This window comes from Mycobacterium sp. GA-2829 (assembly GCF_001499965.1).
Lineage (GTDB): Bacteria > Actinomycetota > Actinomycetes > Mycobacteriales > Mycobacteriaceae > Mycobacterium.
This window is the reverse complement of the sequence record NZ_LQIT01000012.1, coordinates 159,872-175,323: the sequence shown is the minus strand read 5'-3', so window position 1 is coordinate 175,323 and position 15,452 is coordinate 159,872. Positions and strand designations below refer to the sequence as shown.

General features: G+C 71.0%; 16 protein-coding genes. 11 read left to right on the top strand and 5 right to left on the bottom strand.

Annotation, left to right across the window (positions count from 1 at the left end; genetic code table 11):
- The first annotated feature begins 3 nt into the window (after positions 1-3).
- Genes ispD through rlmB form a run of 4 tightly spaced genes read left to right on the top strand, consistent with a single transcriptional unit; the run spans position 4 to position 3,567 of the window.
- Positions 4-669, top strand: a complete 666-nt coding sequence (gene ispD, locus AU194_RS09285) for a 2-C-methyl-D-erythritol 4-phosphate cytidylyltransferase (protein WP_059088924.1) — start codon at positions 4-6, stop codon at positions 667-669.
- Positions 666-1,145, top strand: a complete 480-nt coding sequence (gene ispF, locus AU194_RS09280; RefSeq protein WP_197417577.1) for a 2-C-methyl-D-erythritol 2,4-cyclodiphosphate synthase — start codon at positions 666-668, stop codon at positions 1,143-1,145. Before ispD ends, ispF begins: the two co-directional genes overlap by 4 nt.
- Positions 1,146-1,174: 29 nt before the next feature.
- On the top strand, positions 1,175-2,620 hold the full coding sequence (gene cysS, locus AU194_RS09275) for a cysteine--tRNA ligase (protein WP_082698551.1): 1,446 nt from the start codon (positions 1,175-1,177) through the stop codon (positions 2,618-2,620).
- A gap of 2 nt (positions 2,621-2,622) precedes the next feature.
- On the top strand, positions 2,623-3,567 hold the full coding sequence (rlmB, locus tag AU194_RS09270; protein WP_059088922.1) for a 23S rRNA (guanosine(2251)-2'-O)-methyltransferase RlmB: 945 nt from the start codon (positions 2,623-2,625) through the stop codon (positions 3,565-3,567).
- A 35-nt stretch (positions 3,568-3,602) separates the two neighbouring features.
- Here rlmB and AU194_RS09265 read toward each other — a convergent pair whose 3' ends face one another.
- Genes AU194_RS09265 through aztA form a run of 4 tightly spaced genes read right to left on the bottom strand, consistent with a single transcriptional unit; the run spans position 3,603 to position 7,195 of the window.
- Positions 3,603-4,823, bottom strand: a complete 1,221-nt coding sequence (locus AU194_RS09265) for an SLC13 family permease (protein WP_197417564.1) — start codon at positions 4,821-4,823, stop codon at positions 3,603-3,605.
- A 30-nt stretch (positions 4,824-4,853) separates the two neighbouring features.
- Positions 4,854-5,774, bottom strand: coding sequence for an MBL fold metallo-hydrolase (locus AU194_RS09260; protein ID WP_059089071.1), 921 nt, complete (start codon positions 5,772-5,774; stop codon positions 4,854-4,856).
- Between the two features lie 10 nt (positions 5,775-5,784).
- The gene (locus AU194_RS09255) at positions 5,785-6,549 is read right to left on the bottom strand and encodes a LamB/YcsF family protein (RefSeq protein ID WP_059089070.1); all 765 of its coding nucleotides are present in this window, start codon (positions 6,547-6,549) and stop codon (positions 5,785-5,787) included.
- 10 nt (positions 6,550-6,559) lie between these two features.
- Positions 6,560-7,195 (bottom strand): zinc ABC transporter ATP-binding protein AztA, encoded by a 636-nt coding sequence (gene aztA / locus AU194_RS09250; RefSeq protein WP_231743243.1) that lies wholly within the window; start codon positions 7,193-7,195, stop codon positions 6,560-6,562.
- Between the two features lie 50 nt (positions 7,196-7,245).
- Between aztA and aztB the strand changes: the two genes are divergently transcribed.
- Genes aztB through aztD form a run of 3 tightly spaced genes read left to right on the top strand, consistent with a single transcriptional unit; the run spans position 7,246 to position 11,333 of the window.
- Positions 7,246-9,222: a zinc ABC transporter permease AztB gene (gene aztB / locus AU194_RS09245; RefSeq protein ID WP_059088919.1), complete on the top strand. Its 1,977-nt coding sequence runs from the start codon at positions 7,246-7,248 to the stop codon at positions 9,220-9,222.
- Positions 9,219-10,124, top strand: coding sequence for a zinc ABC transporter substrate-binding protein AztC (aztC, locus tag AU194_RS09240; RefSeq protein ID WP_059088918.1), 906 nt, complete (start codon positions 9,219-9,221; stop codon positions 10,122-10,124). The genes aztB and aztC overlap by 4 nt, the downstream gene beginning before the upstream one ends.
- Before the next feature lie 36 nt (positions 10,125-10,160).
- Positions 10,161-11,333, top strand: coding sequence for a zinc metallochaperone AztD (gene aztD / locus AU194_RS32180; protein WP_059088917.1), 1,173 nt, complete (start codon positions 10,161-10,163; stop codon positions 11,331-11,333).
- 6 nt (positions 11,334-11,339) lie between these two features.
- Here the strand turns inward: aztD and bluB are convergent, their stop codons facing one another.
- The gene (gene bluB, locus AU194_RS09230) at positions 11,340-11,984 is read right to left on the bottom strand and encodes a 5,6-dimethylbenzimidazole synthase (RefSeq protein ID WP_197417563.1); all 645 of its coding nucleotides are present in this window, start codon (positions 11,982-11,984) and stop codon (positions 11,340-11,342) included.
- Positions 11,985-12,016: 32 nt separating this feature from the next.
- Between bluB and AU194_RS09225 the strand changes: the two genes are divergently transcribed.
- Genes AU194_RS09225 through AU194_RS09210 form a run of 4 tightly spaced genes read left to right on the top strand, consistent with a single transcriptional unit; the run spans position 12,017 to position 15,441 of the window.
- Positions 12,017-12,835: a sulfurtransferase gene (locus AU194_RS09225; RefSeq protein ID WP_059088916.1), complete on the top strand. Its 819-nt coding sequence runs from the start codon at positions 12,017-12,019 to the stop codon at positions 12,833-12,835.
- Positions 12,836-12,876: 41 nt separating this feature from the next.
- A complete protein-coding gene (locus AU194_RS09220) occupies positions 12,877-13,818 on the top strand; it encodes a metal ABC transporter solute-binding protein, Zn/Mn family (RefSeq protein WP_369804062.1) in 942 nt (313 codons plus the stop codon).
- Positions 13,805-14,578 (top strand): metal ABC transporter ATP-binding protein, encoded by a 774-nt coding sequence (locus tag AU194_RS09215; protein WP_059088915.1) that lies wholly within the window; start codon positions 13,805-13,807, stop codon positions 14,576-14,578. Before AU194_RS09220 ends, AU194_RS09215 begins: the two co-directional genes overlap by 14 nt.
- Positions 14,575-15,441: a metal ABC transporter permease gene (locus tag AU194_RS09210; RefSeq protein WP_059088914.1), complete on the top strand. Its 867-nt coding sequence runs from the start codon at positions 14,575-14,577 to the stop codon at positions 15,439-15,441. Before AU194_RS09215 ends, AU194_RS09210 begins: the two co-directional genes overlap by 4 nt.
- Positions 15,442-15,452 lie beyond the last annotated feature (11 nt).

Genomic DNA, 15,452 nt, shown 5'->3' with positions numbered 1-15,452 from the left:
CGCATGACCACAGTGGCCGTAGTTTCGGCCGCGGGATCCGGTCAACGGCTCGCGGCCGGAGCGCCGAAGGCCTTCGTGAATCTGGCCGGCCGCCCGATGCTCGAACGCGCGATCGCAGGACTCAGGGAGTCCGGCGTCGTGGACAGCATCGTGGTGGCCGTCCCACCCGCCCGTACCGACGAGGCCAAGCTGGTCTTCGGCGGTGAGGCGGTCATCGTCGCGGGCGGTGCCGACCGCACCGAATCCGTGAGTCTCGCGCTCACCGCCATCGGTGACGCCGATTTCGTGCTGGTCCACGACGCCGCACGCGCCCTCACCCCGCCGTCGCTGGTGGTCCGGGTGGTGCGCGCCCTCGAAGAGGGCCACAGCGCCGTCGTACCCGCGCTGCCCGTCGCGGACACCATCAAGGCCGTCGACGCCAACGGCGCGGTGCTCGGCACCCCCGAACGCTCCGGGCTGCGCGCCGTGCAGACCCCGCAGGGGTTCCACGCCGACGTGTTGCGCCGCGCGTACGAACGCGCAGGCACGGGCGGTTTCACCGACGACGCGTCGATGGTCGAACAGTTCGGCGGTCAGGTGCAGGTCGTCGACGGCGACCCACTCGCCTTCAAGATCACCACGCCGCTGGACCTGGTACTGGCCGAGGCCATCCTGGCCGGTGCGGCCTGATGGGACTGCCGCGGATCGGGCTGGGCACCGACGTCCACCCGATCGAGGCAGGCAGGCCGTGCTGGCTGCTCGGCCTGCACTTCGACGGCGCCGACGGCTGCGCCGGCCACTCCGACGGGGACGTCGCCGCCCACGCGCTCTGCGATGCGCTGCTGTCCGCGGCCGGGCTCGGCGACCTCGGCGAGGTCTTCGGCACCGGACGGCCCGAGTGGGCGGGCGTCAGCGGCGCCGACATGCTGCGCCACGTCCGCGGCCTGCTCACCGAAGCCGGTCTGCTAGTCGGCAATGCGGCCGTTCAGGTGATCGGTAACCGGCCCAAGGTGGGGCCGCGGCGGGCCGAGGCGCAGGCATTGCTGTCCGAGCTGATCGGCGCGCCGGTGTCGGTCTCGGCGACGACGACCGACGGGCTCGGGCTGACCGGCCGGGGCGAGGGGCTGGCCGCGATCGCCACCGCTCTCGTGGTCGATGAGGGATAACGGCATATCGGCCGGTAAGCTGGCACGTCGTGACCGATCGCGCTGATGCCGACCGGCCGGCGACATCGCCGACGGGTCTGCGGCTCTACGACACCATGACGGGTGCCGTGCGTGAGTTCGCGCCGTTGCGCGCCGGCCATGTGTCCATCTACCTCTGCGGCGCCACCGTGCAGGGCCTGCCGCACATCGGCCACGTCCGCAGCGGCGTCGCGTTCGACGTGCTGCGCCGCTGGCTGACCGCCAAGGGGTTCGACGTCGCGTTCATCCGCAACGTCACCGACATCGACGACAAGATCCTCAACAAGGCCGCCGACGCGGGCAGGCCGTGGTGGGAGTGGGCCGCGACCTACGAGCGCGCCTTCTCCGCCGCCTACGACGCGCTGGGCGTGCTGCCGCCGTCGGCCGAACCGCGCGCGACCGGGCACATCACCCAGATGGTCGAGTTGATCGAGCGGCTGATCGAGCGCGGACACGCCTACGCCGGAGACGGGGACGTGTACTTCGACGTCTCGACGCTGCCCGACTACGGCAAGCTCTCCGGACACCGCATCGACGACGTCCACCAGGGCGAAGGGGTGGCGACCGGGAAGCGCGACCAACGCGACTTCACGCTGTGGAAGGGCGCCAAACCGGGCGAACCGTCCTGGCCGACCCCGTGGGGCCGAGGCCGCCCCGGCTGGCACACCGAATGCGTCGCCATGTGCGAGGCGTACCTCGGTGCGGAGTTCGACATCCACGCCGGCGGGATGGATCTGGTGTTCCCGCACCACGAGAACGAGATCGCCCAGGCCGAGGCCGCGGGCGACGGTTTCGCCAACTTCTGGTTGCACAACGGCTGGGTGACCATGGGCGGCGAGAAGATGAGCAAGTCGCTCGGCAACGTCTTGTCCATTCCCGCTGTGCTGCAACGGGTTCGGGCCGCCGAACTGCGCTACTACCTGGGCAGCGCGCATTACCGGTCGATGCTCGAGTTCTCCGAGACCGCACTGCAGGACGCCGTGAAGGCCTACACCGGCGTCGAGGAGTTCCTGCACCGCGTGCGCACCCGGGTGGGCACCGTGGTCCCGGGGGAGTGGACGGAGAAGTTCGCTGCCGCCCTCGACGACGACCTGGCGGTCCCGATTGCGCTGGCCGAGATCCACGCCGCCCGCGCCGTGGGGAACCGGGCGCTGGACTCCGGTGACCACGAGACAGCGATGACGCAGGCCCGCTCGATTCGCGCCATGATGGGTATCCTCGGCTGCGATCCGCTCGACGAGCGCTGGGAATCGCGCGACGAGACGTCGGCGGCGCTGGCCGCGGTCGACGTGCTGGTCCGGTGGGCGCTCGAGGGGCGCGCCGAGGCGCGGGCCCGCCGGGACTGGGCGACGGCCGACCAGATCCGCGACCGGCTCAAGGAAGCCGGCATCGAAGTGACCGACACCGCCGACGGTCCGCAGTGGTCGCTGCTCGACGGCGACAGCAAGGATGTCTAGACATGGCGGGTAACTCGAAACGTCGTGGCGCGGTGCGCAAAGCGGGGACCAAGAAGGGCCCGACCGTCGGTTCGGGCGGCGTGCGGCGCCGCGGGCTCGAGGGCCGCGGCGCGACGCCACCGGCGCATCAGCGGCCGAATCACCCCGCGGCGAAACGCGCCGCGAAGGCCGCCAAGCAGCAGCAGCGCCGCCCGGTGCGCAAGACCGACGAGACCGAACTCGTCCTCGGCCGCAACCCCGTCGTGGAGTGTCTGCGCGCCGACGTCCCGGCCAGCGCGCTGTACGTCGCGATGGGCACCGAGGCCGACGAACGGGTGACCGAGGCCGTGCAGATCGCCGCCGACAACGGCATCCCGATCCTCGAGGTGCCGCGGTCTGACCTGGACCGGATGAGTAACAACGCGCTGCACCAGGGCCTCGGGCTGCAGGTGCCGCCGTACGACTACGCCCATCCCGACGATCTGCTCGCCATGGCCAAGGCCGACGGCGCGCCCGCGCTGCTCGTCGCGCTCGACAACATCTCCGACCCGCGCAACCTCGGCGCGATCGTCCGGTCGGCGGCGGCGTTCGGCGGCCACGGGGTGCTGATCCCTCAGCGTCGCTCGGCGTCGGTCACCGCGGTGGCGTGGCGCACGAGTGCCGGTGCGGCGGCGCGCCTTCCGGTCGCGCGGGCCACCAACCTCAACCGCACGCTCAAGAGCTGGGCCGACGGTGGGCTGCAGGTGGTCGGCCTCGACGCGGGCGGGGACACCACGCTCGACGAACTCGACGGATCCGGTCCGACGGTGCTGGTGGTCGGGTCCGAGGGCAAGGGGTTGTCCCGGCTGGTGCGCGAACACTGCGATGCGGTGGTGTCGATCCCGATGGCCGGACCCACCGAATCGTTGAATGCCTCGGTCGCCGCCGGTGTGGTGCTCGCCGAGATCGCCCGCCAGCGCCGACGCTGACCCCTTTCTTCCGCCGAAACACGCGACCGGGAGCGTCAGACCCCGATCAGCCGCAGCCCCACCCACAGGCCTGCCACCGCGGCCACCAGCGTGAGCGGTACGGTCGCCAGTCCCACCGCGCTGAACCGGAGCACGCCGGTGGGCACGTCGGCACGGTGAACGACGTTGCGCCACAACAGGTTCGCCAGCGACCCGACGTAGGTGAGGTTGGGTCCGACGTTGACGCCGATCAGCACCGCCAGCACGGCCGCCGGGCCCGCGACCTCCACCAGCGGCAGCAGCACCAGCACCGCGGGCAGGTTGTTGACCAGATTCGACAGCACGGCGGCCACCACCGCGATGCCGAGCAGTGCGACGAAGCCGTCGCCGTCGGGTAGCACCGACTGCATCGCCGATTCAAGGCCGTGCGTCGTCACCGCCTCGACCACGACCCCCAGGCACAGCACGAACGTCAGGAACGGGACGTCGACCGCCGCGGCGATACTGCGCACGGTGCTGCGGCCCCGTGTCAGCCCGCGCACGGCGAGCACCACCGCACCGACCAGCGCGGCCCAGGCGGGTGCGATGTCGAGCATCGAGCACACCGCGAAGCCCGCCAGGGTGAGTGCGAGGACGGCGAGTACGAACTTCGGCATCTCGACGTCCGGCACCGGAGCGGCGCTCCGCGGCGGCACCGCCAGGTCGCGGGCGAACAGCATGCGCAGTGCGCCGTACTCGACGGCGACCGCGGCCAGCCACGGCAGCAACATGAGCGCGGCGAAGTGGGTGAACGACAGCCCGGCGGCGGTGAACGCCAACAGGTTGGTCAGGTTCGACACCGGCAGCAGCAGCGACGCGCTGTTGGATAGGTGTGCGGTGGCGTAGGCGTGCGGGGCGGCGGGGATGTACAGCGTGCGGCACGTCGCGAGCACGACCGGGGTGAGCAGGACGACGGTCGCGTCGAGGCTGAGGATCGCGGTGGTGCCGGTGGCGATCACGAACACCACACCGAGCAGGCGGTGTGGGTCGCCCGCACCGCTGCGGGCCATCCACACCCCCGCCGCGTGGAACAGTCCGGCGTCGTCGCACAGGTGCGCGAGCACCAGGATGGCGGCGAGGAATCCGACGACGGGCGCCAGACGCGCCACCTCGGCGGCGGCCTCGCCGAGGGAGATCACCCCGGTCGTGATGAGCAGTCCGGCGGCCGGCACCGCGGCCACCGCCTCCGGCCAGCCGCGCGGACGCGCCAGCGCGAACGCCAGGACGGCGGCGAGCATCAGCACAGCGAGGAACAAACCCGGCCCCCGTCAGGCCCAGGGGTCCGCGCGCTGCCACAGCAGCGGCAGATGCAGCGGCACGCCGTCGCGGTCGGCCAGGCGGGACAGCACCCGCATCGAGACGTCGAGATCGTCGGCCGCGTACGGCAGTGCGCGCAGCGGACGGTGCAGCGGTCGGAAGAAGTCGTCCCAATGGATCAGCACCACCCGCCGGGCGCCGACGGTGCGGACGGTCTGATCCCAGTAGTCGTGCAGATAGCGCTCCGGTTGTCTGCCGAGCTGTCCGACGCCGAGGTAGGCGACGTCGGCGGAGCTGCCGCGCAGCGCGTCGGGGACGAATCCGGCGCTGCCGACGATCAGCAGCGTGCGCCCGGTCGCGCGGTGTCGGACCAGCACCGACCAGGCCTCACCGCACCGGTAGGCCGACGTCTTCGCCGGTGGGGTGACGGGCCGTGTGATGGCGCCGGGAAAGCGGTCCGGTGGGCAGTGTCCGGATTCGATGAGGGTGACCTGGTAGCCGCCGACGTCGACGGTGTCGCCGGATCCTACTGTGCGGATGAGGGTTTCGGGCAGGCCGTGGCCGCGGGCCAGCTGTGCCGCCGAGGCTCCGCCGATCAGCGCCGCTCCGGTGCGTTCGGCGACCAGTGCGGTGTCGAGCGCGTGGTCGTAGTGGGTGTGGACGGGCAGCACCGCGTCGAGCTTCTCGACGCGCAACCGCGCCAGGCACCCGTCGACCCTGGGCGCGGACGGGGCGATGCGGCCGAGGCCAACCTTCGCCAGGCCGGGGCGGGAGAAGAAACCGTCGGTCATCAGAGCCGAGGACCCGTCGTCGACGAGCAGCGTGGTGACCCCGGCCCAGGTGACCGTCAGCGGGGACTGCGGGGTGGCGGCGGGGGTGTCGAAACGGGCCGCGTAGGCCTGCAGATCGGGTCGTCCCGGGCGCAGGCGCATGGGGTTCACTCTAGGTGAATGGCGCGAGCGTGACGCCCTCGGCGGTCAACCGTTCCCGCACGGCGGTCGCGATCCGCACCGCGCCCGGCGAATCCCCATGCACGCAAACCGATTTCACCGAGATGTCGATCGTCGACCCGTCGACGGCGGTGACCCGCCCCGCGGTCACCATCGAGATCACGCGGTCGGCGATCTCGTCGACGTCGTGCAGCACCGCACCCGGTTCGCGGCGGGAGACGAGCTGCCCGTCGGGTCGGTAGGCCCGGTCGGCGAACGCCTCCGGCACGGTCCGCAATCCGAGCCGCGCGGCCTCGTCGAAGAACGCCGAACCCGCGAGCCCGAGCACCGGCAGCCGCGGGTCGACCGCGTGTACGGCGGCGGCCACCGCGTCCGCCTGTTCGCGGTGGGTGACGATCGTGTTGTAGAGCGCGCCATGGGGTTTGACGTAGCTGACGGCCGTGCCCGCGGCGGCGGCCAGCGCCGAGAGCGCACCGATCTGGTACATCACGTCGGCGGTCAGGTCCTCGGGGGTGGCGTCGATGAACCGTCGTCCGAAACCGGCGAGGTCGCGGTAGCTGACCTGCGCACCGATGCGCACACCGCGTTCGGCCGCCGCCCGGCACACCCGGGCCAGGCTTGCCGGGTCCCCGGCGTGGAAGCCGCAGGCCACGTTGGCCGAGGTGACGATCTCGAGCATCGCGTCGTCGTCGCCGAGCGTCCACACCCCGAACCCCTCGCCCAGGTCGGCGTTGAGGTCCACGGCGGGTTCGGACACGGTGTCCACCCTAGTGGGGGATGAACGCGTTCAGGTCGAGTCTGTGATCGGCCGCATCGATCACCGCGCCGTCATGGGTGGCGACCACCACGGTCGTCCCGACCGAAGCGAAGCTGCGTAGATGCTCGATCACCGCGGCGCAGGTCGCGGCGTCGAGTCCGGTGGTCGGCTCGTCGAGCAGTAACAGCGGCGCCTCCTGGGCGAAGGCCTGCGCCAGCAGTACACGCTGGCGCTGCCCTCCGGACAGTTCGCCCAGGCGGCGGTGTCTCAGCGTGCCCAGCGCCAACTCGTCGAGCCATCGGTCGACCACATCGTGATCGGCGGTCGTCGGCCGGCGCAACAGGCCCAGTCGCCGCCATCGGCCCATCATCACCGCCTCGCGGGCGGTGATCGGGAACGTATCGGTGACGTGACTGCGCTGGACGGCGAGCGCGACGTCCGTGGTGTCCACGTGGACTTCACCGCGGGTCGGGCGCAGCACCCCGGCCAGCAGACCGAGCAGGGTGGACTTCCCCGAGCCGTTGGATCCGGTGGCCACGGTCAGCGCACTCCGCTCGATCGACACATCGAGGTCCCTGAACACCTCGGTGCCCGGATAGCGGAAGCCGATTCCGCGCAGGGCGACGGCGTTGTCGGGCGGCGTCAATCGTGACGCTCTGTTGAAAATGGTTTTCATTACTGTTAAAACTCTACGGCATGACCTACTGGCTGATCGCACCGTTCGAGGCCGACGTCGTCGTGCGGGCACTGGGGGCCGGCGTCCTCGCCGCCTGCCTGTGTGCTCCCGTCGGCTGTTGGGTGGTGTTGCGCGGCAGCGTCTTTCTCGGCGACGCGATGGCGCACGGCATGCTGCCCGGGGTCGCCGTGGCGGCCCTGTTGGGAGCGAACGTCCTCGTGGGCGGCTTCGTCGCGGCCGTGGCGATGGCGGTCGGGGTGGCCGCGGTGAGCCGTTCGTCGAGACTGTCGTCCGACACGAGTATCGGGCTGCTGCTGGTCGGCATGCTCGCCCTCGGAGTCGTGATCGCCTCGCGCTCGCAGGGCTTCGCCGTCGACCTCACCGGTTTTCTGTTCGGCGACGTGCTTGCCGTCCGCGCCGTGGATCTGGTCACGCTGGGTGTGGCGTTGGCGGTGACGCTCGTGGCTGTCCTGGTCGGTCACCGCGCGTTCGTGGCGGTCAGTTTCGATCCGCGCAAGGCCATCACGTTGCGTCTACGTCCGGACCTCGCGCTACCCGCGCTCACGGTGCTGGTGGCCATCGCGATGGTGGCGTCGTTCCACGTCGTCGGCACGCTGTTGGTGCTAGGGCTGCTCATCGCTCCGCCGGCGACGGCCCTGTTATGGGCGCGCTCCATTCCACGGGTGATGGTGCTGGCCGCCACGATCGGATCTGCCGCTGTGTATCTCGGGCTGTTGATCTCCTGGCACGCCGGTACCGCTGGCGGCGCGACGATCGCGGGTGTCGCGGTGCTCGTGTTCTTCGCAGCGACGGCAGCCAAGCGGTTCGTCGGGGCATGGAAGCCGATGGCCGCTACCGCGGCGTCGGCGTGGCTGGTGGCGGGGTGCGCCGCCGGTCCGATCGTGCCGACCGAACAGCCCGCCGAAGCCGGCGTCGACGAGGTGGTGGTCGAGGGAGCGCACGAACTCGACGGACCGCTCACCCGCCTGGTGCTCGTCGACCCGGCGTCGGGAGCGACCGCGGTATACGACGCCGTCGACGAAACTGAAACGGCGATCGGCGAATTCGGCCCGGTCGCATCGATCGCCGGCGACGGCCGGTTCGCATACCTGCAGACGGGTGAGCGCACCACGATCGTGGACGCCGGGGCATGGACGTTCGACCACGGCGACCACTACCACTACTTCGCCGCCGACCCGGCCATCGCAGGAACTCTCGAGGTGCCCGCGGCCTCGGTCGCCGCGAACAACTCGGCCGTGGCGGTCGAGGCCACCGGCGGGGCGGTCGCGGTACTCGATCGCGAACGCCTCGGGAAACGCGCGGTGGAGGCAGCCGAAATCGACGGCGATGTCGCCGCGGCGGCGCCTCTGGGCGGCCGCCTCGTCACGGTGGACCCCGCGGGCCGGGTGCGCGCCACCGCCGACGGCGAGACGATCGACGTCGAAGCCCGCTGCCCGGACCCCACCTGGGCGATGGCGTCGCGGCGCGCGGCGGTGTTCGGTTGCGAGACAGGGGCGTTGCGCGTGACGGGCAGCGATGGCGATCCGACCGCGACGCTGGTGCCGTACCCGCTCGACGCGCCCGCGCAGCGGCCTGACGTCGTGACGCACCGCGACCGCGCCGACGTCTTCGCCGGCCTCGCCGCCGGATATGTGTGGGTGCTCGACAGCAGGCAGCGAACCTGGGTGCTCGTCCCGGCGCCCGACGCGGTCGCGACCAACACCGCCGGTGACGGCACGGTGCTGGTCCTGTACCGCGACGGCACCCTGGCCGCCGTGGACGTCACCACCCGCGCCGAGGTCGCGCGCATCCCGTTGCTCGACGGCGTCAGTGCCGACGGCCCGGCACCGGTCATCGAGATCGACTCCGACCGAGCGTATGTGAACAACGCCGCCGCCCGGGAGATCTACGAGGTCGACTACGCCGACGGGCTGCGCGTCGCCCGCACCCTGCACACCCTGGTGGCGCCGGGCCTGATGGTGGAGGCCGGCCGGTGACCCGCCGCTGCCTGGCTTGGCTCTTGGTACTCGTCGCCTCCGCGCTGACCGCCTGTGGCGCAACGAGATCCAGCGGCGAGATCATCGTCACCACCAACATCATCGGCGACGTCGTACGCAACGTGGTCGGTGACGCCGCAACAGTGCGGGTGCTGATGCAACCGAATGCGGACCCGCACTCGTTCGCGCTCTCCGCACGGGACGCGGCCGCGTTGTCCGCCGCGAGCCTGATCGTCTCCAACGGCCTCGGCCTCGAGGAGGGCGTCGCCCGCCACGTGCTGGCCGCCGCCGACGACGGGGTGCCGACGTTGGCGGTCGGCGACCGCGTCGATCCGCTCCGCTATCGGCAAGGGGAGAGCGTGGGCACGCCGGATCCGCACTTCTGGATGGATCCGCGGCGCATGATCGCTGCGGTCGACGCCGTGGAGGAGACCGTCAACCGCGAGGTCGACCGCATCGACACCGCGGCCGTGGCCCGTAACGCCGAACGTTACCGCGAGGAGCTGCGCACACTCGATGCCTGGATGTCGCGCCACTTCAGCGGGATTCGGCCCGAGCGTCGCAAGCTCGTCACCAATCACCATGTACTGGGCTACCTCGCCGACCGGTTTCAGTTCGAGGTCGTCGGCGCAATCGTGCCGAGCGGGACGACACTAGCCGCACCGAGTTCGTCGGATCTGCAATCGCTGGTGTCCGCCATCCGATCCGCCGGGGCGCCCGCGGTGTTCGTCGATTCGTCGCAACCCGAGCGGCTGGCGCGGGTGCTGGCCGAACAGGCCGGGGTACAGGTGCGGATCGTCGCCCTCTACACCGAATCCCTCAGCGCGCCCGGCACCCCCGGCGCCACGTACCTCGACATGATGCGCGCCGACACCGACGCCATCGTCAACGGCCTGCGCTGAACGCCGGCCACCCGTGAATGCTCGGAAGGGAGCGATATGACAGATCAGCGGTGGATGTACCGCATCGGCGCGGCGACCGCCACAGTGGCGGCATTGACGGCGTGCTCGGGCGGCGGTTCTCCCGCGCCGGAGACCCACGCCGAAGCCGTCGACGAACCCTTGGTGGCGACATATGACGGCGGGCTCTACGTGCTGGACGGCAGAACGCTGGAAGTCAGACGGGACATCCCGCTCGACGGGTTTCTGCGGGTCAACCCCGCCGGCGACGAATCACACGTCCTGGTCACCACCGACGAAGGGTTCCGCATCCTCGACGCGGCCGGTGGGCAACTCACCAACGACACGTTTCCCGCCGCAGACGCCGGCCACGTCGTCAACCACGGCGAACACACCGTGCTGTTCGCCGACGGATCGGGTGAGATCACCGCATTCGACCCGCACGGTTTCGAGAAAGGCGGGCTGCCGGAGACCGAGACGTTCAAGACACCTCAGGCCCACCACGGGGTGGCGGTGATCCTGTCCGACGGCACACTGGTGCATAGCATCGGCGACCCGGAGAACCGCACGGGCGCCGTTGCCCTGCAGGGTGATCGGGAGATCGCGCGCAGCGAGGAGTGTCCCGGCATCCACGGCGAGTCGGTCGCCGCGGAAGAAGTGGTCATCCTCGGGTGTGAGGACGGCGTGCTGGAGTACGCGAACGGACAGTTCACCAAGATCCCGAGTCCGACGCCGTACGGGCGCATCGGCAACACCCGCGGCCATGCGGACTCACCGGTGGTACTCGGTGACATGAAGGTCGATCCGGACGCCGAACTGGAGCGCCCGCAACAGTTCTCGCTGATCGACACGAGGACCGATCAGCTCACACTCGTGCAGATGCCGCCGTCGGTGAGTTACTGGTTCCGATCGCTGGGCCGGGGCCCGCAGGCCGAGGCGTTGATCATGGGCACGGACGGGAAGCTCTACGTGTTCGACGCGGCGACCGGAGACATGCGCAAAGCCGTTCAGGTGACGCAGCCGTGGGCCGAGCCCGATGACTGGCAGGATTCCGCGCCCACGGTGTTCACCCGCGGGGACGCGGTCTACGTCACGGATCCGGCGACCAAGCGGATTCACCTCGTCGATCTGCAGGGCGGCGCCGTCACCGCCTCCGCGACACTCGAACAGGCGCCGAACGAGTTGAGCGGCCCGATCGGCCACGAACACTGAGCACCGTCACTGCCAGCGGTTCTCGGCGACGAACTCGGCGAGCGGGCGGCCCAGCGCCCACCGGTCGAGTTCGAGGACCGGGCGGTCCGGGAACTCGGGGACCGGCCCGAGGCACAGCACGGCGACGGGTTCGGCGCCGTCGGGCATGCCGAGGAGGTCGGCGAGCCTGCGCGGGTCGAAGATCGACACCCAGCCCATGCCGAGGCCTTCGGTGCGCGCGGCCAGCCACATGTTCTGGATCGCGCACGACACCGACGCGAGATCCATGTGCGGCAGGGTCCGGCGGCCGAACACGTGCTGTTCGCGTCCGTCGCGCAGCGCCACCACGAGCAGTTCGGCGCAGTCGAGCACACCCTCGACCTTCAGCGCGAGGAACTCCTCACCCCGCGGACCGAGCGCGGCGGCGGTGCGGTGGCGTTCCTCGTCGACCAGGGCGTGGATGTCGCGCCGGAGTTCGGGTGCGGTGATGCGGATGAACCGCCAGGGCTGCATCAGCCCGACGTTGGGGGCGGCGTGGGCGGCCGCCAGCAGACGCGCGAGCACGTCGTCGGGCACCTTCTCCCCGGGGACGAAGCGGCGCATGTCGCGGCGTTCGGCGATGGCGCGGTACACGGCGCGGCGTTCGGCGTCGGGGAACGCGTGGTCGGTCACACCGCTCAGGGTAGGGATGCGACCATCGGGTCGTGACACGCGCCGACGTTCTGATCACCGCGGCCGAGTTGGCCGCACACCTCGCTTCCGGCCAGCCCGTCACCGTGCTCGACGTCCGCTGGCAGTTGGGCCGACCCGACGGGCGCGACGCCCACGCCGACGGTCACGTACCCGGTGCGGTGTACGTCCCCCTCGAGGACGAGTTGTCCGACCACACCGTGTGCGGCCGCGGCAGACACCCGCTGCCGCCGGGCGCGGCACTGCAGGCGGCCGCGCGACGGTGGGGGATGCGCGACGGTGTGCCCACCGTCGTCTACGACGACTGGAACCGCGCCGGCTCGGCGCGCGCGTGGTGGGTGCTGACCGCCGCGGGGATCGAAGGGGTCCGGATCCTGGACGGCGGCCTGGCGGCGTGGGTCGCCGCGGGCGGTGCACTGGAGACGGGTCCGGTGACCCCGCCGCCCGGTGACGTCACGGTCGCGCACGAGGACCTGTACCGCGGTGCGCTGCCGACCCTGACGGCCGACGAAGTGGCCGCCTTCGGGGGTGTGCTCCTCGACGCCAGGGCGCCCGAACGGTTCCGGGGCGAGGTGGAACCGGTCGATCCGGTGGCCGGTCACATCCCCGGCGCGAGGAACGCGCCGAGCACCGGCCTGCTCGACGATGACGGCACGATCCGCACCGACGTCGAACCGATCGACGGCGAGGTCGGCGCGTACTGCGGTTCGGGGGTCACCGCCGCGGTCGTGGTGGCCGCCAGGCGCGCGGCGGGCCTGTCGACCAGGCTGTTCCCGGGATCGTGGTCGGAGTGGAGTGCCGATCCGGCGCGGCCGGTGGCGACCGGCGACTAGCTCGAATCGCTTCTGGAAATGCAAACCGTTATCATTAACGCGTGAATTCGACTCCCCGATCGCTACTCGCCGCGGGCTTCGCGGCCGTGTTGTCCTTCGCCGCGGTGGCGTGCTCGGGCGGAGACGAGCAGTCCCGGAACGCGCAGGCCGGCGGGGACTGCCCGGCGGATCCGCTGTCGGTGGTGGTCAGCGTCGATCAGTGGGGCGGCATCGTCTCCCAGCTCGCGGGCCAGTGCGCCGAGGTGTCGACGGTGGTCGCGAGCTCGGCGGTCGACCCGCACGACTTCGAACCCGCGCCCAGGGACGCCGCGCTGTTCGAAGGGGCTCAGCTGATCGTCGTCAACGGCGGTCACTACGACGAGTGGGCGACCAAACTGGCCGAGAGCTCCGCGCCCGACGCGCCGGTGATCGACGCCGTCGCGGTCGGCAGCGGGGCCGTGAACGCCGACGCCGCCAACCCGCACGTCTGGTACAACCCCGCCGCGGTGACGGCGGTCGCCGACACCGTCACCGAGCAGTTGAGCGACCTGTCGCCCGACGCCGCCGACTACTTCGCCGAACGGCACGCCGAATTCGGCGACGCGCTCGCGCCGTACCACCAGATCGTCGGATCGCTGCGCGCCACCGCCGCCGGCAAGACGTACGCGGCCACGGAGAACGTGTTCGACGAGATGGCCGCCGCGATCGGGCTGACCGACCGCACCCCGCAGGGTTTCCGGGTGGCCGCCGCCAATGAGAGCGAACCGTCGCCCGCCGACCTCGACGCGTTCCTGCGCCTGCTCGACGAACGCGGCGTCGACGTGCTGATCTACAACGTGCAGACCGAAGGGTCTGTGCCACAACAGATCCGGGCCGCCGCCGAGCGGGGCGGGGTCCCGGTCGTCCAGGTGAGCGAGTCCGTGCCGCCCGGCGCCGCCTCGTTCGAGGCCTGGCAGGTCGACCAACTGTCGAAGCTGGCCGAGGCGCTCGGTGTCAGCAACTGAACCGGCCCTGAGGTTCAGTGACGCCAGTGTCGCGCGGGGTCGCCAGACAATCTGGTCGCAGGCCGATTTCGAGGTACCCGCGGGCGGCGTGGTCGCGGTCATCGGCAGCAACGGGGCGGGGAAGACGACCCTGCTGCAGGTGGTGCTGGGGCTGCTGCCGCCATCGACCGGCAACGTCGAGGTGTTCGGCAGTCCCCCGGGTGCGCTCAATGCCCAGATCGGTTACGTGCCACAGGATTACGGCGCGAACGCCGGTGAGGCCGTCCGCGCGCGGGATGCGGTCATGCTGGGACTCACCGGGCACCGGTGGGGGTTGGGCCGCGCGTCGAAGGAGGAGCGCGAGCGGGTCGAGCGGGTGTTGACCGCCGTCGACGCGACCGCGTTCGCCGACCGTCGGCTGTCGCAGCTGTCGGGTGGTCAGCGGCAGCGCGTCGCGTTCGCCGAGGCGCTGGTCGGCCGGCCCAGGATGCTCATCCTCGACGAACCGCTCGCCGCCCTCGACATGCGCAGCCAGCAGGAACTCGTCGCGCTCGTGAAACGGGTCAACACCGAGTTCGGTGTCACCGTGCTGGTCGTCGCCCACGACCTGAACCCGCTGCTGCCCATCCTCACCGGGGCGATCTACCTGCTCGACGGGCATCCGCACTACGACACGCTCGACGGGGTGGTCGACGAGAAACTGCTCACCCACCTGTACGGCGCCGCGGTCGAAGTGGTGCACACCCCGCAGGGCGATCTCTACGTGCGGAGGATGCGGTGACCACCTCGGTGCTCGCGTTGGCCTACCAGGACAACTGGTGGCAGATCCTGACGTCGTCGTTCATGCGCAACGCGTTGACCGGCGGCACCATCGTCGCGCTCGCGGCGGGGCTGATCGGGTATTTCGTCGTCGTGCGGAACACCTCGTTCGCCGCGCACGCCCTGGCGCACATCGGCCTGCCCGGCGCCACCGGTGCGGTGCTGTTGGGGCTGCCGGTCGCGTTGGGCCTCGGGGTGTTCTGCGTCGGCGGCGCACTGGTGATCGGGGCGCTGGGCCGACGCGCCGCCGATCGGGAGGTGGCCACGGGCACGGTGCTGGCGATGGCGACGGGCCTCGGGCTGCTGTTCAACTCCCTGGCGACGCGCAGTTCCAGCACGATGACCAACGTGCTGTTCGGCAATCTGCTGGCGATCACCGACGAGCAGATCGTCTCGTTCACGGTGCTGCTCGGCGTGCTCGCGGTCAGCATCGGCGCGATCTATCGCCCGCTGCTGTTCACATCGGTCAATGCGCAGGTGGCGAACGCGAAGGGCGTTCCCGTGCGGGGACTCTCGGTGGCGTTCATGGTGCTGCTCGGGCTCGCGGTGACGATGGCCGTGCAGGCGGTGGGCACGCTGCTGTTGTTCGCGTTGGTGGTGACGCCTGCCGCGGCGGCGATCATGCTGACGGCACGGCCGGCGCGGGCGATCGCCCTGTCGACGGCGATCAACCTGGCCGCCGTGTGGCTGGGCCTGGCGCTGTCGGCGATGTTCAACGCCCCACCGAGTTTCATCATCGTCACGATCGCCTGCGGGGTGTGGGCGGTGGTGTGGGGCGTCGAACGCGGACTGCGGTCGTCGACCGACCGTGTGCTGGTGACCTGAGCGCCGCGGTA